Below are 17,658 nucleotides of genomic sequence, written 5' to 3'. Positions count from 1 at the left end.
TCCGCTGATCAGGCCGTTCGCTGATCCAGCAGACGCTCGGGGTAAGCCAGCATGAAGGCCCGCTGCAGGCGGGAGTTGCGCCATGGCCGCAGCTTGCGCAGGTAGCGACCCTTGCGGTCTTCGATCAGCACATTGGTCACGCCGTCGAGTCCCCAGCCATGGTCGGGATCGAAGGGCCAGAAGCTGTAGACGGTTCGCGCATGGGGGGAGAGGGCGACCACCCCCTGCATGAAGGTCCCCCGTCCCGCCACGAAATGCCGCCCGCGCACCAGAAAGGCGATGTCACGCTCCAGGCCCCAGCTGTGCAGAGTCACCTCCAGGCCCAGGGAGCGGCAGTGCTGTTGCAGAGCCAGCACCACGGGATTGCCGAAGTCTTCGAACACCAGGTGCACATGGGCCCAGGCCCGCTGCTGCAGCACCAGGGTGTAGAAGGCCAGCGGTGGCTGGTAGTAGCCTGGATGGGGGTGGCGATCGAAGATGTCACCGCAGCGGATGTGCACCACCAGGTGGTCGTCCGGCAGAGCCTGCCCTTCCAGCGCCAGGGTCATGGCGGGGCGTAACTGCTGCAGCAGGCTGCGGAAGCCGGGCATCGGATGGGCCAGGGCGCCGAGGGTATGGCAGTAGAAGAAGCGCCCCTCCAGCCGGGTGTGCTCGGGGGGGAAATGGCTGAGGCCATTGATCACCTCCAGGCCATTGGCCAGACGCGTGGAGCCTCGGCGGAGGTACCAGGCATCCGGAACCTCCAGCACCCTGGCACCGATCCGACGGGCGAGGTGAGAGGCATGGCAGAGCTGGGCGAGGCTGTTGGAGAAGCGCTCCAGGCGGTGGATGCGCAGGGCGTCGACCCTGCCATCGAACGCCTCCGGGGTGGCTCCCGTGCCCAGATGAACCCCATAGGGATCGCTGCGCCGGCGATGGGCGGTGGGGGAGGGAATCCTGTTCCCACGCATCATCAGCAGGTCGAGCTGATGGCGTTCGGCAAAGACACTCTGAACGTGGTCATTCATGGCTCAGCCCGCCCCATAGGCCTCCAGGTCGGCCTGGCAGCACGCCAGGGGTGACGCCCCTTCATACACCTGTCGGTACCAGCCGGCCGTGCGGGCCACGGTGGTGGCGAAGTCCCAGCGGGGCTGCCAGAGCAGCCGGCTGACGGCCTTGTCGATAGCCAGGTGCAGCAGGCCGGCTTCATGGGGAGCCCCAGGGCCGCTGCAATCGCGCCAGCGGCCAGGCCAGTGGGGCTGCAGGGCCAGCACCAGCTCCTGCACCGTGCGGTTCGACTCCAGCCCCGGTCCGAAGTTCCAGGCCTCGGCGAAAGCCGCCGGATGCCGGCTCAGCGCTTCCGCCAGCTGCAGGTAGCCGCCCAGGGGTTCGAGCACGTGCTGCCATGGACGGGTGGCCCGGGGGTGGCGCAGGTCCAGGGTCTCCGCTGCAGCCCAGGCGCGCATCGCATCGGGCACGATCCGATCGGGAGCCCAGTCGCCCCCGCCGATCACGTTGCCAGCCCTGGCCGTGGCGATCGCGAGATGGGGGGTCTGATGGGCGCCCGACCCGCAGAAACTGCTGCGCCAGGAGGCAATGGCCAGCTCGGCGGCCGCCTTGCTGGCGCTGTAGGGGTCATGGCCTCCGAGCCGGTCGGGCTCCCGGTAGCCATGCAGCCACTCCCGGTTCTCATACACCTTGTCGGTGGTCACCATGACCACAGCGCAGGGATGGGGCAGGCACCTGAGGGCTTCCAGCAGATGCAGGCTGCCCTGCACGTTTGTGGCCCAGGTGCCGAGGGGATCGGCGTAGCCCCGCCGCACCAGGGCCTGGGCCGCCAGATGGAGCACCACCTGGGGGCGGGCGTGCCGCACCGCTGCAGCCACGGCCTCGGCATCGCGCAGGTCGAGCAGGTGGGATTGGAGCTGCTCCGGGAAGCGGTGCTCGAGTTCCAGAGCGCCATAGAGGCTGGTGGTGGCTTCAGGCGGCAGGGCCAGCCCTTCGACCCTCGCCCCGAGCTGCAGCAGCCAGAGGGCCAGCCAGGCCCCCTTGAAACCGGTGTGGCCGGTGAGCAGCACCCGCCGGCCGGCCCAGAAGGCCGGATCGATGCTCATGGCCAGCGCTTCCAGGGAGCCTGCCCGCCCTGCCAGAGCGCTTCGAGACGGTTGCGCTCCCTGAGGGTGTCCATCGGCTGCCAGAAGCCGCTGTGGCGGAAGGCCGAGAGCTGGCCAGCCGCCGCCAGACGCGGCAGCACGTCGGCCTCGAACACGCTGGCGTCATCGCCGATCAGATCACACACCGAGGGCTCCAGCACAAAGAAACCACCGTTGATCCAGGCATTGTCGCCATCAGGCTTCTCCTGGAACTGGCGCACCCGCTGGTCTTCGAGATGGAGGGCGCCATAGCGCCCTGGTGGCTGAACGGCCGTGAGCGTGGCCTGCAGGCCCTGGCTGGCGTGGTGCTGCACCAGGGCCTCCACATCCACATCGGCGAGACCATCGCCATAGGTGAAGCAGAACGACTGATCCCCCAGATAGGGACGCACCCTGGCCAGCCGCCCGCCGGTCTGGGTGCTCTCTCCCGTATCCACCAGGGTCACTTTCCAGGGCTCGGTCTTCTGGTGGTGCACCTCCATGCGATTGCCCTCATCCATGTGGAACGTGACATCGCTGGTGTGAAGAAAATAATTCGCGAAGTATTCCTTGATCATGTAGCCCTTGTAGCCACAACACACGACAAAGTCGTTGATGCCAAAGGCGCTGTAGATCTTGAGGATGTGCCACAGGATCGGCCGTCCGCCCACCTCCACCATGGGCTTAGGACGCACCTGGGTCTCCTCGGAGAAGCGGGTGCCCAAACCGCCTGCGAGGATGACAGCTTTCATGCGGCAACCCAGGCGTGGTGGCACTTTAAGCCGTGGTGGCCACGGCTCCGATGCCCGCGGCTGAACACCTCTGCCCCCCGCCGCGCCTGAAGCCATGGCTGCTGCCCCTCCCGATCTCGTCTGGCTGCCCGAGGCCAGCCGCCGGTTGCTGCAGGCCTCGCGGCTGATGGGCTCAGGTGAGCCGGGCAGGGCCCTGCAGCAGCTCTTGCAGGTGGCCGAAGCGTCGCCGGGGTTGCGGCCCCTGTGCACCCGGAAGGCCCGCCAGGCCCTCATCGCCCAGCTTGAGCGTGACGGCGTGGAACGGCTGCGCACCCAGGGGCCCCTGCCGGAAACCCCCGAGGCCCTGCTGGCCTGGGTGCTGGCCCATCCGGCCCACCAGCTGGAGCTCTCGGCGGCCAGCCCGTCGACCCTGCGGCTGGGCCTGCTGCATCTGCTGGTCTGGGACAGCACCGTGGTGGCGGTGCTCGATGGCGAGGCCCCTGGCGAAGACCCGCATCCCGCCCTGCTCTGGCTCGATGGCCAGCTGATCGCCGATGGCCATGGCCGGTACCACCCCCTCAACGGCCGCGAAGAACCCCAGGCCCGCCTGGAGCGGGGGATTCGCCTGGCCCTGGGGCGCGACTGGCTGCTCAGCTGGCACCGCTGGCCATGGCTGCCCGGCCTGGCCATCGAGCTCGAGGCCCCCCTGGAGCCCACCGAGCATCCCCGCCACTGGCAGGAGGCCCGGCGCCGCTGCCACGAGAACCTGCTGCAGGAACGGCGGCGGCTCTGCTGGAGCTCAGTCCAGGAGCAGAGCCGAGATGACGAGCTGGTGTCCGTGGTGATTCCCGTGTGGGGCGCGGGGACGGAACTAGGCCACTGCCTGAAGCACCTGGGGCAAATGCAGGGCTCCCAGAAGCTGGAGATCCTGCTGGTGGACAACGGCAACGGCGATGCAGGCACCTGCGCCGTTCTGGATGAGGCACCCAGGCTCGATCGCCGCGTGCGGGTGCTGCGGCAGCCCAGCAATTTCGGCTTCGCGCTGGGATGCAACCTCGGCTTCGCGGCCAGCCGCGGCAGCAGGGTGCTGTTCCTGAACAGCGATGCCCGCATGGCAGCTGGGGCCCTGCCCCCGCTGCTGAGTGCCCTGGAGGACCCGCGGTGCCGCGGCGTCCAACCGGCCCTGCTCACCCCCGCAGGCCAGGTGCAGTGCCTGGGCATCGTCTTCGGCCAGGCCAGCCCCCTGGGCCTGGCCCTGCATGCAGCGCCGCCGCAGCGCCCCTCTTGCAGCGTCGCCGCACCCCGGCCGCCACAGCAGCCTGTCTACTGCTGCGTGCTCGGGAGTTCGCCGCCGTGCAGGGCTTCGATGTGGGCTATCTCAACGGCCAGGAAGACACCGATCTCTGCCACCGGCTCAGGCAGCGCTTTGGTGGTGACTTCAGTGTGGAGCCGGGCAGCCTGGTCATCCACCCGGAAGGGTCGAGTCCGGGCCGCTATCGCTTCATCGAGGCCAACCGCAGCAGGCTGATCGCCCGCTGGCCCCACCCCGAGCAGGGCTCCCTGGCCAGTGCTGCTGCCGCCGATGCTCTGGAACTGGTGGGCTATCTGGACAACGACCGGCCGGACCGGCCCGCTTGGCTGCGCTCGCCGCGTCCGGTGGTCAGGCCCTGCCGATCAAGCTCTGCTGACGCTGCAACCCCCTGATCACCTTCAGGGCCGAGTCGTGCAGAGCGTCCTGGCTGCGGGAGAACTGAACCGCCTGCTCCAGGGCGGCCTGGATCTGCTGCTGGTTGGCCAGCAGCTCCGCCTGGTTGAGCTGCTCGGCCTCCAACTGTTGCCTGAGGTGGAGACGGTCGCTTTGGCACGTCGCCAGATCCGCCAGGGCGGCCTCCATCTGTTGCAGCTGCTCCGCCAGCTGCTCCCGGATCCAGGCGGCATCAATCAGCTCGGCGCGAGCTGCTCCGAGCTCCAGGCCGAGATCGTGCAGGTCAGCCTCAAAGCGGGCCAAGCGTTGGCATTGCTCCAGCAACCGCTCTGGCTGGGCCGACGCCTCCAGGCGCGAGAGGCAGTCATGGTCGGGTGGGCGCCGTTCAGCACCAGCAGCGAGGGAATGGCCGTCCAGCCTGAGGTAGGTCGGCAGGATCTGCGGCTGGCTCTGGAGCAGGTCCAGAGCAATCACGGCGTTGAGGGCTTCGGGCTGAGGTCGAAACCACAGATCCTGGCCGAACAGGTCAGCCCCATAGCCGTCGCGACATGCCGGTGGGGGGTCCGTCAGCGGTCCCCCCTGCAGCGCCGCCACCGCCCAGCCAACCAGCTGGGGCACGGAGCTAAGGGCCAGGTTGACTAGACGCAGCTGCGGCTCTGTCGACGCCCAGGTCGAGGCCAGAGCGGCCAGACGGGCGTAGTGGCCGGCCAGGCCGCCCTCGGACTGCAGCAGGTCGGCGCAGAGGGCCTGGTCGGGGGTGGGGTAGAGCACGGCCACGGGGCCCAGGCCCAATTCCACGGCCTCCCAGGACTCCAGTTGCTCCACAGGCAGGTCGGCGGCAAGCAGCACGTTCAGCACCCGTTGCAGGACCGGCTCCAGCACGGGATCCGCAGCCCCGGGAGGGGGGGCAATCCGAAGTGCACTCACAGGCCACCCAGGCTCACCGACCTATCTTGCTCCCCACCCCGGCCATCACCAACACAAGGCCGCTGTTCCGCATTGTCTGGAGGCTGGCCATGCACAGTCCACAATGGCGGGCAGAGGATCACTGAGGCCCCAGCAACGGCATGAGCAAGACAGCCTTGATTACCGGGATCACAGGCCAGGATGGAAGTTATCTGGCCGAATTGCTGCTTGATAAGAGCTACGAAGTGCATGGCATCAAGCGCCGATCTAGCAGTTTCAACACTAGCCGGATCGACCATCTTTACCAAGATCCCCATGTCGGTGATCCGCGCCTGGTGCTGCACTATGGCGATCTCACTGACAGCACCAACCTGATTAGGATTATCCAGCAGGTTCAGCCTGATGAGATCTACAACCTGGGGGCCCAGAGCCACGTTCAAGTGAGTTTTGAAGCGCCCGAGTACACTGCCAACAGCGACGGCCTGGGCACGCTCAGAATTCTCGAAGCCGTGAGGATTCTCGGGCTCTCTGAACGCACCCGAATCTACCAGGCGAGCACAAGCGAACTCTACGGATTGGTGCAGGAGATTCCCCAGAAGGAGAGCACACCATTCTACCCCAGAAGTCCCTATGGAGTCGCCAAGCTCTATGCCTACTGGATCACGGTCAATTATCGGGAGGCCTATGGCATGTATGCCTGTAATGGCATTCTGTTCAACCATGAGTCGCCGCGCAGGGGTGAGACATTTGTGACACGCAAGATCACGAGGGGGCTGGCAAGAATTGATGCAGGCCTGGATCAATGCCTCTACATGGGCAACCTCGACTCCCTGCGGGACTGGGGGCATGCCCGCGACTATGTCGAGATGCAGTGGCGAATGCTGCAACAGGAAGGCCCTCCTGAAGACTTCGTGATCGCCACCGGAAGGCAGGAGAGTGTGCGCCGATTCATCGAATTGGCCGCAGCAGCGGTGGGCTGGCAGGGTTCAGCCGGTGGCCCGGCCATCGATTGGCAGGGGGAAGGTCTCGAAGAAGTGGGCCGCCGCACCGACACCGGTGCCACCGTGGTGCGGATCGACCCCCGCTACTTCAGGCCTGCAGAGGTGGAAACCCTGCTGGGAGATCCAAGCCGGGCCCATGAAAGACTCGGCTGGACTCCGACCACAAGCCTCGAGGAGTTGGTGGAGGAAATGGTCGCCTGCGACAAGCTGGAGGCCTCCAAGGAAGCCACCCTGAAGCGGGAAGGGTTCACCGTGGTGGGGTCGATGGAGAACCCCCCAACCAACCCCAATGCCGTGAGTCCGAAGGTGAAGGCATGAGCACCAGCACCGGCCAGGCATCCGGTGGGTTGCTCCATCGACAGGACAAAGTTTTTGTGGCAGGACACCGGGGCATGGCCGGCAGCGCCGTCTGCCGGGCCCTTGAGCGGCAGGGTTTCACCAATCTGCTCACCGCTGATCGCTCCAGCCTCGACCTCAGCGACGGCGAGGCCGTCAAGTCATGGTTTCAGCAGAAGAAGCCGAATGTGGTGGTAGTCGCCGCCGCCAAGGTTGGCGGCATTGTGGCCAACTCCACTTATCCCGCCGACTTCCTGCTGGACAATCTCAAGATTCAGCTCAATGTGATTGAGGCTGCCTGGCAACACGGTGTGCGTCGCCTGTTGTTTCTCGGCAGCAGTTGCATCTATCCAAAGTTTGCCACCCAGCCCATCAGAGAGGAGGAATTGCTGAATGGCCCACTTGAACCCACCAATGAGTGGTACGCTATTGCCAAGATCACCGGCATCAAGTTATGCGAAGCACTGCGGCTTCAGCATGGCTTTGATGCCATCAGCTTGATGCCTACCAATCTCTATGGCCCAGGCGATAATTATCACCCGCAGAACAGCCATGTTCTGCCAGCCCTGATTCGTCGGTTTCATGAGGCTCGCATCAGCGGCGCCGACTCCGTGACCTGTTGGGGCACAGGCCAGCCGCGCCGAGAGTTTCTGCATGTGGACGATCTGGCCGATGCCTGTGTGTACTGCCTTGAGCATTGGAATCCCTCAGCGGAAGAGGCTCCACAGCGAAGCGATGGGCAGTTGCTTAGCTTCCTGAATGTGGGCACCGGTGAAGACCAGCCGATCAAGGAGTTGGCAGAGATGGTGGCCGATGCAGTGGGATTTCAGGGAGACATTGAGTGGGACACGAGCAAACCGGATGGGACTCCTCGCAAACTTCTGGATGTAACGCGACTGAAGGGCCTCGGCTGGCAGGCCAAGGTGTCACTGCCACTGGGAATCCAGCAGGTGGCTAAGGAATTTGCCCAGGGGGAATCCACGCGTCTGTAAATGTGCTGCGCTCTTTCCGATCAGCCGCCGTGTTGGAGCGAGGAAAGGGAACATTTGGCAGCGAATGGCCCAGAAACCTACAGATTTCCGTCCAGCCAGCTCCGGCTGTGAGATCAATCACAAGAAGGTCTCTTGGGCGCTCGCGAAAATAGTCAACGACCGCGGCATTGTGGTTGTTGTAGCGGGTGAGGTAAACCGCCTCATTACCCTCAGGGCATCCCTTTCCATAGATCCATTGGCGCATTCGTGACATCTTTACGCCAAAGTGCTTCACCTGACTACGCAACCACGCCTCAGGGGGACGAACGGTAAGAATGAATTTACTGCCTGGAAATCTTTGATCCAGCTCTCGATAGAATAACGGCCAAGGATTATCCTGAAAGGCATTATAGCGAGGGACGAGATCACAACATGCCTCAAACAAGTCGGCATGGCTGTAAAGCCCCTTGAGCCGCTTGCGTCCAATCACCCGATAGCCTAGATACTCAAGAGCCCGCTCCAGACTGGTCGTGCCGGTCTTATGGAAGCCGATGCAGAACACCTTCGTGCTCGTGCGGCGACGGCGTTGCTGCCGCAGACGCCTGGCGGCCCGACTCTGGGGCGGCAGCACGACGGGGTTGGGCTCTGGCAGGTGCAGGAACTGCTTGAGGGCCGCCTTTGCCTCAGGACTCGGTAAATCCACGGTCAGCAAGCGCTCGGGCTCAGCCGCAAAAAAGGACTTAACATCGTCACAGAATGCACTGACGCGCTGGCTGATAGGCCTGTCTTGAGCATCACCGCCGAAGTGGCACAGAAGAATGAACCGAGCGGAGGGGAAGCGCTCGGCGAGGTCTTGATACTGTCCTACAAGCCCCGCCCCCATGAACACGTCGTAGTCCGCCACACCCTCTGCCCCAGGAGATGCCTCCGTGACAGCCAAGCCGAGACTCTTCAGAATGCGTCGCGTCACTTTCTGTCCCTGCCGGGCTGGACGCAGCACAAACACTGTCATTGGACTGGGGCATTCATGAGGGGAACACTCTACAGACCGTAGAAATGGACTAACCCTACCTATCCTACTGATCTCTCAAGAGATCTCATCAGAAGCGCTGCTTTTAGAAGAGATTTCGCAATGTAACATGTTGAAAGCCTCGGCGCTGAACCGTACAGAAAGGCTCAAGGCGATGGGCTTCACAGCCGTAGACAAGCCAGGGACGACTCCAAGGCATGATCATGATGCCGTCTAAATGATATAGTCCCAAGGCTAACCAGCCAACAGCTTCTCTCCGGCCGGCATACATCTCAAGACACCGACAAGAGAGCCGTCCTGACTGGTCGAACCATAGGCAGGTGATCAGCGAGTATGCAGCAGGAACGCAGGGCCATCATCCATATAGGTGCCCCCAAGGCTGGATCATCCTCAATCCAGACCTTCCTCAAAGCTCACTACGAGCGGTGGCAAGATCACGGCATCCTGAGCCTAGGGATGACCGGTGCCAAAACTGGCCTCAACCACCGCACGCTGTATTTCTCATTCCATCGGGGCAGCATCAGTCGCGTGGATCGCATGCGCTTTCATTCGGATACTGAGTACGATCACCATCGCCGACTACAACAACAACTACTCGCCCAAGAGATTGCTTGCCACGACTCCTGTAACACCCTGATCTTCAGTGATGAATACCTCACTCGGCTTGATGCCGCAAGTGTTCAAGAGCTAAGACAATTTCTGGAGTGCCACGGCGTCACACAGTTCCTAGTCCTCGCCTACGTCAGAGATCCAGGCTCTTTGTTTCTATCCAGCGCTCAACAATCTATTAAAGCCCATCATGAGCTGCCATCACCCATAGGCTGGAAGCAACATTTTTCCCATGTACTGAGAACTTGGAATTCCGTATTCCCCGGCTGCACTCTGTACCGCGCCTACGAGCGCAGCAGCCTTGTTCAGAGTTCTGTGGTGGATGATTTCCTGCAATCAATTTTTGGCCTTGATGCTGATCAAAGCCGCGAGAAGAACCCTGCGACAACAACCAAGAGCAACCGAAATCTGTCGATGACTGCCGAGGGAATGGCCCTGCTGCTGAACTATCGACGAATGTTTCACAGGGAGAAAGCAAATATCTTTACTCCTGACACCCGTCAGCTCATTCTTATCTTGCAGGAGTGCAGTGGCATGGACCGGTTTGAACCGCCTCGCCTTCACCAGGAGTGGCGCCACTTCATTGAAGATTGTCACGCTCAGGAGCTTCTCCAACTGTCCACGGAGTTTGGATTGAACTATCAACAGATTGACTATGATCGCCTCAGGCAAGCCCTTCTCTCACCACCGCGAGTCCCTTCCCCTCCTGCCAGTGATCTCACCGGCGCCCTTCAAGAAGTTGCCTATCTTGTGGAAAATATTTCGACCGAGGCCTACCATGCTCTCAGTCTTCATGTGCTTCACAGAATGGCCCAGAAAGCAGCGGAAAACAGCAAGCTGAAAAAGGCCCTCCAACATGCTGGCCAGCCGGCATGAGACCTAACCGGGGCAGGCGCCATAAACAATTCCAAAGTGCTTGGCCAAGAAATCGTTGGAGACCTGAAACTTCCGCATGATGGTCTCTACCTGTGCCCCTGAAACATCTTGCAACCGAGGGCCCCCGCCCTTTTCCTCAATCCCGATTTCGCCTTAGGAATCATCTTAGAATCACGCAATCCGCACTCCAGCAGAAATTTGGCAACGCCATTTTACAGCTTGGTAAAATTGATTATCACAAACATATCTGGGACTCAGCCACCAGACTGATCCGGCGAAGCATACCGCGCCAAATCAATCGGGAAAACACCGTGTTGCATATAATCCGACCAAGACATCCCCTGGAACTCACTGCGTTTCAGATGCTTGGGCGAATGCCGAACCATGGCATAGTGAGAAAGACATTTTTCACCGGATGACGCTCAATGCAAAAGACTGAAAAGCCTTCAACATCATTGCCGAAGACATCTCTGCTTCTGGCAAAGGGAACATGGTTACGCAATCTGACGCCTTGGTGCCTGAAGTTTCTGGGCCGATGGCTCAAGGGGTACCAGTGGTGTCACCACATCCGTGGCAGGCAGACGTGAGGCACTGGACACCTCGAGCGCAGCGCCCGCCGTCTTCATTGTTTTACAGAAGAGAAAGCGATAGGCGAACCAGACAATAGTCATCTGGACCACTTGATGATCAACACAGCATAGAACTGATCAGGAGATTCACCGGCAGTTAGGAGTAGCGATGCCAGGGGTTAGGCCCTCAGCTCATGGCGTTGTTGTGCAACCCATGCTGGTGGGGAGCCATAGAGGGCAGGATTCCTACAGGTGCAGGTGGCCGCCGCTGGCAGATTGCTCATCAACCAGCCTGCGGTGACCATACAAACGGTGGGGATGTCGGGACCGGGCCGAAAGGCTGGGTAGGGAGTTTCTGGCGGGCCAGGTAGCCATCACATGTTCTCGGTAGCCTGAGTCGGCTGAAATGCCATCCCTAAAGACCATGGCTAGAGCCACACCAGAGGCATCGCGCCGACGCGGCTTTTTTTGGCCACTGAAGAAGATCGCTCGGCGGCTCAGGCTCTTGCGACCCCTTACGCCCCACCAACGGCTGGCGATCCTTCTGGAGCATCCTGAGCGGCGTGCGCCTGAAGCCTGGCGCAGCTGGCGCAAGGCCAAGCTGACCCGCGTTCAGGAGCTTCTGGCCAACAGAAAGGGCGTGGTCGCGGCCAGGGAGCTGAGCCGAGCCCTGCTTCAGGACCCGGACTTCCCCAGGTTTGACGAGCTCATGGCCGAGGCCGCCAGCCTCAAACTGCGCCGGGACGTCAAGGCTGGCCAGCCTGATCCAATTGTCGAATTCCCCGAAGAGCTACGGGCCCAGGCCCTGCAGCTGGAGGGGTTTCAGCTCTACATCGCCGAAGTGGAGCAGCTGCTCCAACAGGCCGGCTTTCCCTCAGGGCCAGAGATCGGCGGGGGCAGCCAGGGCAGCCCCTCGCGTCCAGCCGCCAGCGTCAACCAATCCTGAGCCAAGGCCGCAGGCCGCCAGCAACGCCTCGGCCCGGGCCTGAAAGCTGTGCTCACGGGCCACGACCCGGCTGACCCGTTGCAGCAGTCCAGGCTTGGAGCGGCGGCGCATCACCTCAGCCAGCGTGGCCTGGGGGTCGTCATCGGGGCCATGCACGACGATCCCCGGCAGCAGCGCTTCAGGGCAGCCTGGCGCCATGTCGGTGATCACGGGCACCCCGCAGGCCAGCACATCGAAGACCCGGTTGTTGAGATAGCCGAAATCACGCATGGCGCCGTGGTGGTCGTTGAGCACCGCCAGGCTCTCGCCGTAGAGAGCCGGGAGGGCGTGGTTGCTGATGCTCTGCCGCTCCGCCCTCAGGCCGTAGGCCTCCCAGCCGCTGCCGATCAGGGTGAGCGGCAGCCCGCTGCGGCCGAAGCCCAGCACCAGGGGCCGGACCAAGCCACGGGTGTTGCCCACGAACAGCAACCCCCGGCTGGGCAGCCGCGGGGAACCGGCCATCCGGAAGTCCGTGGCCTGGGGCAGCACATGGGTGGGCTTGCCGCTCAGGTAGGCCAGGCGCTGCCGGTCCTGGGCTGAAGCCACGAACAGCCTGTCGTAACTGGCCAGTTCCGCGGCGCTGATGTCCAGCGGCCAGCTGATCTGCCAGAGCAGCCGGGTGCAGTAGGTGGCCTCGCTGAGCCACTCGGGGCGGGGACGGAACTTGCCCCGCAGCAGCAGCAGCCCGGTGCCGGCGGGAGGGGGGGTGGCGCTTTCGTAGGTGTCGCGAAACAGCAGGCGTGTGGCAAGGCCACAGCCGCGCAGGGCCCGCTGCAGGCTCTGGGCGAAGGCCACATCCCCCCAGCCCGCCAGGCCGGCGGGGTCGCTCGGGGCGGCGATCAGCAGGTCGAGGGACCTCAATCGGGGCGCGAAGATGGATTGCCATCCTCTCCCGCCCCCGTTCTGGACGTTCACACACGCCTGAACCTGCAAGGACTGATCCAGCGGCTCCATGCCTTGCCTGGGGTGAGCAGGTACCGCTTCTGCTCAGGCCTCGACGCGGTGCTGTTGCTCCCAGGGGCAGCCCTGGGGCCGGAGCAGCCCGCCCGCAGCCTGGAGCTGACCCTGCCGCCTGGCCCCGGGGCTGACGCCGGCCCCTCCTCCCCGTCTCTGATCGCCCTGCTGCCCCTGAGCTGGGCTCGTGGGCTGGCGGAGGCCGAGCTGGTCCCCAGCCTGGAAGAGCTTCTGGTGGCTGCCGGTGGAACCTGCCTGACCCTGAACGCGCTGAGCTGGTCTGCCGCAACAGCCACCGCCGAGCGACGGTCCCATCTGGAGGAGGAGCTCCTGGCCTACCGCGCCCAGCTGGATCTCTGGCTGAACCTGCTGGAGCCGCTGCTGCACGAGCCTGATGGGCCCTTGGCACCGCCAACAGCCGAGGTGATCCCCACCGCCCTGGCCCTGCTGCAGAGCGAGCGTCGCCTGCTGCGCCAGATCGCCCCGCGCAGCTGGCCCACGCCCCCCTGGCGCCCGCCGGTTGACGCCGCCGGCTGGATCCGGACCGACGTTCCCCTCAGCCCGGAACAGGCCGATCAACTTGCGGCCCTGGTGCACCTGCTCCCCCAGCACGAGCAGGCGGCGTTCACGGCCGCGCTCGCCTCAGACCTGGAGGCACTGCTCAGGCAGGCTGGCCCTGAAGCGACTGCACCAGAGCAGGCCTGCAGGCTCGACTGGGTCTGGGACCTGGCCGAAACGCTGGTCGGCGCCCTCAACAGCCGCGACCCCGAGCTGAGCGCCATCGCCTGCAAACTGCGGGGGCGGATGCTGGAGCGGGCTCTGCAGCTCCCAGACCCGGTTCAGCGAGCTGCCAGGTTGATCCGCTGCATCGACAGTGAGACCTGCAGCAGCGAAGCCACCACCGCCGTGCCGACGCTGGCCGCAGCCATCGACAGCGTGGTCCAGGAGATTGATCTGGCCTCAAGCCGCGGCGATGGCAAGCGGCGACGCCTGCTGCAACGTCAACTGGCCGAAGCAGTGCGGGGAGCCGGCAGCAACCTGCAGCTGCTGCGCGAGCTGGTGCTGCAACTCAGTCTGGAGAGTTGCAGTCAACTACCCCAGCGGCAGCCACCCTCAGCCTGTCTGCTGTTGCTCAAGGGCCTGCTGCTGCTGGACGGCGCCGCTGTGACCCTGCTGCCGCTGGAGCGGCAGCAGGCCCTGGTGCAGCTGTTCGAGCGACTGCTGCCGCGCGTGTGGTGGCAGGCCGATCTGCTGGAAGCCCTGCTACGAGACCTGCGCCGGTTTCGACTCGATGTCAGCTGGCTGTCCAGCCATGGCGGTGCCGTGCTGGCCGGCACCATGCGCCTGCATCGCTACCTCGTGCCACCGACCGAGACGGCCGGTCAGCCAGGCGCGGATTCGGAAGCGCAGGGCAAGGAACTGCTGCGGCTGCAGCTTCTGGCCTTGCTGCGCCTCACCAGCGGAGTCAGGGACCGCACGAATCTGCTGCGGCGGGTGCAGGAGATGAACCCCGGCGACACGAGCCGCTGCTGGCTGGCTGGGGCTGAGGAGCCGCTTCTGGCGGCGGCCTGCTCGGGCTTCGGCACGTACACCACCTCGTTGCTGCGCCTCTATGGCGAGGCCTGCGGGGTGCCCGATCTGATGCCGCTGCTCCCCCCAGGCGAGGGGGTGGCTCAGGCCTTTGATCGGATCCTGGAGCACTGGCGGCGCCACGGCCCCCAACCCGGATCCGCCGCGCCCGGAGCCGTGCGGATTGCCGTGGTGATCACCACCTTCCGCCCGGATCTGGGTCGGCTGAGGCAAGCCTGGAGGCCCTGCGCCTCCAGACCCTTCCCCCAGCCGAGGTGCTGGTGGTGGATGACGGCTCGCCGGCGGGGGAGGGTGAAGCCCTGGAGCAGCTCCTGGATCTTTTCCGCTACGGCCACGGGCTGCCGGTGCTCCTGCTGCGGCAGGAACGTAACCAGGGCCAGTACGCCTGCCGCAACCTGGCCCTTGCCGCCTGCCGCTCGGAGGTGCTCGCCATTCAGGACGACGACGACCTCTCTCACCCCCTGCGCCTGGACCACCAGGCGAGGGCCCTGGCACAGGGGGCCCTGGCTTGCTATAGCCAGCATGTGCGCTTCGAGGAGCTCAGTGGCCAGCCCCAACCCGATGGCGACGGCTTCCGTGCCATCGGCGATGGCATCACCTCCCTGATGGTGCGACGGGACACGGCGGTGGCCCTGGGGGGGTTCTACCCCGTACGCTCCCGCGGCGATGTGGAGTTCCGCAGCAGGTTGCAACGCCAGTTCGGCGAGGGGGCCATCGCCCGGCTGGGCCAACCGCTCTATCTGATGCGCGGTGGAGCCGACACAATCTCCTCTGGCTTTGAATACGGCTGCAGCCTGCGGATGTCCACCTGGCGTCGGCTGATCAGACGGGAGCACCTGGTGTGACACCCTCAGCAGCAGCGATGCGGAACGCCGCAGCCAGGGGCGATGCCGCAGGGAGCCGCAGCACCGCACCCGTGCTGATCGGACTCACCTCGATCCGGGGCCGGGAAAGGGCGCTGAAACGCACCTTGGACAGCTTGCTGCGGCAGTCCCTGCCCCCTGACGCCAGGCCCGTCTCCCTGCATCTGTTCCTCTCCCATGACCCCTACCTGCTGGATCTGGGCTTCACAGCGCTTCCACGCTTCCTCCAAGACCGCCAACGCCAGTCGCGCCAGCGGGGGATCAAGCTGCACTGCCACTTTGTGGAGAACACCGGCTCCTATCGCAAACTGCTGCCCCTGATCGGCCTGCTCGACGATCGAATAAAAGCCCTGGATCCCTACCTGATCACGGCCGACGATGACACCCTGTATCCCCGGAACTGGCTGCGCCGGCTGCTGAATGCCCAGGACAGGCTGAACTGCGTGGTGGGCTTCCGGGGCCGCCGCATGGTGGTGGAAGAGGGGAGGATTGCCCCGTACCACCGCTGGATCAAACACGATCCCACGCTCACCGAGCCCCACCCGCTCACCGTGCCCACGGGCAAGGACGGCATCTGCTATCGACTGAGCCAGCTGCATCGCGACGTGCTGAACTGGCGCCAGGCCCTGCAGTTGGCGGGCCATGCCGACGACCTCTGGTTCAAGCACCACACCCTGTTGCTGGGGGTGCCGAGCGCCTTGTTGAATGCCTCCCTCAGCCTCGAATTTCCTGAACTCACCGCTGCCGGTCGGCGCATCCGCCCTCACCGCAACAGCCAGGCGCCCCACAGCCTGTTTCTGACGATCAACAAGCGGGGCGGCAATGACGCCGTACTCGAGCGACTGATGGATGCGAGCATCTACCCCCTCAGCGGCAAGCAGGGCCAGCCGAGCGGGTCGTCCCTCAAACCAGCCAGTGCAGGTTCGAGGCGCCCAGCTGTTGGCTGACGGCCCGGCGCATAGAGGCTTCGGCTGAGCCCGACCAGGGAGCAAAGCCTGGCTGCGCTGACGCGGTGAGGTCGACAGCGCTGAAGGGCAACTCCATCAGGATGAAGCGGCACTCGGCGCCAGCGGGCATCCCTGCAACCTGGAGCAGGTGGCGAAGACTAAACGGCGCCCAGAGCGTCAGCGGCTGCTGTTGCGCCAGGCTGTTCAGGCCTGGTATCCAGTCCGCTGGCCACCGGGGCTGGCCGCCACAGGCAGGGCAGAGCTGCTCCGCACTGTGGATCACAAGGTGCCAGGAGGCGGCTTGCTGACCCGAATCAAGCAGAGCCTGCGGGTGGAAAGCAGCCACAGCGGGGCGGGTCGTGCCCTTCCAGTCGCCTGAGTCAGCCCAGTCAGTCAGCCCTCCGCTGCAGGCCTGAAACTGGCGCAGGCGCCAGGCCCACGTGAGCCGGCGGGTGGTTCTGATCCACAGCCAGTGATCGGTGACCGACTTGGAACGGCCGCGGAGCTGCTCATGCCGCAGCCAGGGCTTGGGCCCGGCAAAGTGCACCAGCGCCAGGCCTTCAATGCAGCCTTCGAGAAACTGAACAACATATTTGATGTTGCAGTTGAAATTGATCGGCAGCAGTTCAACCGGCTGATCCATCAGCAACTGATTCCACACTTTCTGGTCGGCAAACAAATCCAGATGAGGGCAGACGGAATCAGCACTCGATCGAATCAGGGCCTGCATGCGGGTGAACATGGTGTCGGTCAGAGCAGATCCCGGAATCGAGATCAGCCCCGAATTGATCACAGGCCGGCCGGTATGACCACTGACAACGCCATATGGGTTGGCACCACAATCAATCACTACCCGGAAGGCCGAGCCTGGAGCCCAGAGGCGATCCAGCGATCCGAACACCAGAACATCGGAATCGAGCACAATGACGCGCTCATAACCGCGAAGGCTCAGGGCATAGGTGTTGAGATAGCCGAGGACACCAATCCGCTCGCGGTTTGCGGAGTCTCGCGGCAGGACGGAGACCCAGCTCGGATCCGGCGCCTCAAAGCTGATACGGGGATAAAGCTCAAGCAGTTCAGCCTGATCCAGCTGATTCAGTGAGCCATCGTGAAACACCACAAATGGACTGGACAGATCCGGATAGACCGACAGCAAGGACAACAGCAAACCGCGCAGACCTGGCAGGAAGCGGTCATTGGCTACAGTGGCAAAGGCCACGTGGGAACCGGGGTCTACAGCAAGGGTCAGAACCGAGTCTCTCTGCGGCCAATACCGCTGCGGGCCATCATCGCGGTAGGTGAGCAGATCCAGGCGTGCGTAGGGAGGGAGAAGGGCTTTCGCCTTTTCCTCTGACAGTTGCTTGGAGACACGCTTAAGACGTTGCGCCAGTCGGTCCCTCTGGCGACGTGCCAGATCCCTCTGATCGCGCAGACGATCAAAATCCTGCTGGCTGCGGCGGCGACCAAACAAGCG

Annotated in this window: 14 protein-coding genes and 1 pseudogene; 8 read left to right on the top strand and 7 right to left on the bottom strand. The window is 63.9% G+C overall.

Annotated elements, in window-relative coordinates; genetic code table 11:
• Nucleotides 1–8: 8 nt before the first annotated feature.
• The 3 genes from IQ220_RS08750 to rfbF are packed head-to-tail and all read right to left on the bottom strand — an operon-like array spanning nucleotide 9 to nucleotide 2,863.
• Nucleotides 9–1,007 (bottom strand): hypothetical protein, encoded by a 999-nt coding sequence (locus tag IQ220_RS08750; protein WP_193914417.1) that lies wholly within the window; start codon nucleotides 1,005–1,007, stop codon nucleotides 9–11.
• 3 nt (nucleotides 1,008–1,010) lie between these two features.
• Complete coding sequence (gene rfbG / locus IQ220_RS08745) at nucleotides 1,011–2,093, bottom strand: CDP-glucose 4,6-dehydratase (protein ID WP_193914415.1); 1,083 nt, start codon at nucleotides 2,091–2,093, stop codon at nucleotides 1,011–1,013.
• Entirely contained in the window at nucleotides 2,090–2,863 is a 774-nt protein-coding gene (rfbF, locus tag IQ220_RS08740; protein ID WP_193914414.1) for a glucose-1-phosphate cytidylyltransferase, read from the bottom strand. Before rfbF ends, rfbG begins: the two co-directional genes overlap by 4 nt.
• Before the next feature lie 94 nt (nucleotides 2,864–2,957).
• Between rfbF and IQ220_RS08735 the strand changes: the two genes are divergently transcribed.
• Nucleotides 2,958–4,370, top strand: coding sequence for a glycosyltransferase family 2 protein (locus tag IQ220_RS08735; RefSeq protein ID WP_193914412.1), 1,413 nt, complete (start codon nucleotides 2,958–2,960; stop codon nucleotides 4,368–4,370).
• A 132-nt stretch (nucleotides 4,371–4,502) separates the two neighbouring features.
• Here IQ220_RS08735 and IQ220_RS08730 read toward each other — a convergent pair whose 3' ends face one another.
• Nucleotides 4,503–5,429, bottom strand: coding sequence for a hypothetical protein (locus IQ220_RS08730; RefSeq protein ID WP_193914410.1), 927 nt, complete (start codon nucleotides 5,427–5,429; stop codon nucleotides 4,503–4,505).
• A 185-nt stretch (nucleotides 5,430–5,614) separates the two neighbouring features.
• On the opposite strand from IQ220_RS08730, the gene gmd reads away from it, so the two are divergent.
• Entirely contained in the window at nucleotides 5,615–6,772 is a 1,158-nt protein-coding gene (gmd, locus tag IQ220_RS08725; protein ID WP_193914408.1) for a GDP-mannose 4,6-dehydratase, read from the top strand.
• Nucleotides 6,769–7,782 (top strand): GDP-L-fucose synthase, encoded by a 1,014-nt coding sequence (locus tag IQ220_RS08720; protein ID WP_193914406.1) that lies wholly within the window; start codon nucleotides 6,769–6,771, stop codon nucleotides 7,780–7,782. Before gmd ends, IQ220_RS08720 begins: the two co-directional genes overlap by 4 nt.
• On the opposite strand, the gene IQ220_RS08715 is transcribed toward IQ220_RS08720, so the two are convergent.
• Nucleotides 7,745–8,773: a sulfotransferase family protein gene (locus tag IQ220_RS08715; RefSeq protein ID WP_193914404.1), complete on the bottom strand. Its 1,029-nt coding sequence runs from the start codon at nucleotides 8,771–8,773 to the stop codon at nucleotides 7,745–7,747. The two genes, IQ220_RS08720 and IQ220_RS08715, sit on opposite strands and share 38 nt — an antisense overlap.
• Nucleotides 8,774–9,124: 351 nt before the next feature.
• Between IQ220_RS08715 and IQ220_RS08710 the strand changes: the two genes are divergently transcribed.
• Both IQ220_RS08710 and IQ220_RS08705 read left to right on the top strand, forming a co-directional pair.
• Nucleotides 9,125–10,276 (top strand): hypothetical protein, encoded by a 1,152-nt coding sequence (locus IQ220_RS08710; protein ID WP_193914402.1) that lies wholly within the window; start codon nucleotides 9,125–9,127, stop codon nucleotides 10,274–10,276.
• Nucleotides 10,277–11,350: 1,074 nt separating this feature from the next.
• Nucleotides 11,351–11,791 (top strand): hypothetical protein, encoded by a 441-nt coding sequence (locus IQ220_RS08705; RefSeq protein ID WP_193914400.1) that lies wholly within the window; start codon nucleotides 11,351–11,353, stop codon nucleotides 11,789–11,791.
• On the opposite strand, the gene IQ220_RS08700 is transcribed toward IQ220_RS08705, so the two are convergent.
• Nucleotides 11,720–12,691, bottom strand: a complete 972-nt coding sequence (locus IQ220_RS08700) for a glycosyltransferase (RefSeq protein ID WP_193914398.1) — start codon at nucleotides 12,689–12,691, stop codon at nucleotides 11,720–11,722. The two genes, IQ220_RS08705 and IQ220_RS08700, sit on opposite strands and share 72 nt — an antisense overlap.
• A 1,937-nt stretch (nucleotides 12,692–14,628) precedes the next feature.
• On the opposite strand from IQ220_RS08700, the pseudogene IQ220_RS16540 reads away from it, so the two are divergent.
• The 3 genes and pseudogenes from IQ220_RS16540 to IQ220_RS08690 form a co-directional block, all read left to right on the top strand.
• A pseudogene (locus tag IQ220_RS16540) lies at nucleotides 14,629–14,874 on the top strand (glycosyltransferase family 2 protein); the annotation flags it as partial.
• 24 nt (nucleotides 14,875–14,898) lie between these two features.
• Nucleotides 14,899–15,219, top strand: a complete 321-nt coding sequence (locus IQ220_RS16050; protein WP_255510892.1) for a hypothetical protein — start codon at nucleotides 14,899–14,901, stop codon at nucleotides 15,217–15,219.
• Nucleotides 15,220–15,236: 17 nt separating this feature from the next.
• The gene (locus IQ220_RS08690; RefSeq protein ID WP_193914396.1) at nucleotides 15,237–16,184 is read left to right on the top strand and encodes a hypothetical protein; all 948 of its coding nucleotides are present in this window, start codon (nucleotides 15,237–15,239) and stop codon (nucleotides 16,182–16,184) included.
• On the opposite strand, the gene IQ220_RS08685 is transcribed toward IQ220_RS08690, so the two are convergent.
• The gene (locus tag IQ220_RS08685) at nucleotides 16,141–17,655 is read right to left on the bottom strand and encodes a glycosyltransferase (RefSeq protein WP_193914394.1); all 1,515 of its coding nucleotides are present in this window, start codon (nucleotides 17,653–17,655) and stop codon (nucleotides 16,141–16,143) included. The genes IQ220_RS08690 and IQ220_RS08685 overlap by 44 nt on opposite strands.
• Between the last annotated feature and the right edge of the window lie 3 nt (nucleotides 17,656–17,658).

The organism is Cyanobium sp. LEGE 06113, assembly GCF_015207615.1.
This window is presented reverse-complemented; position numbering and strand designations above follow the sequence as displayed.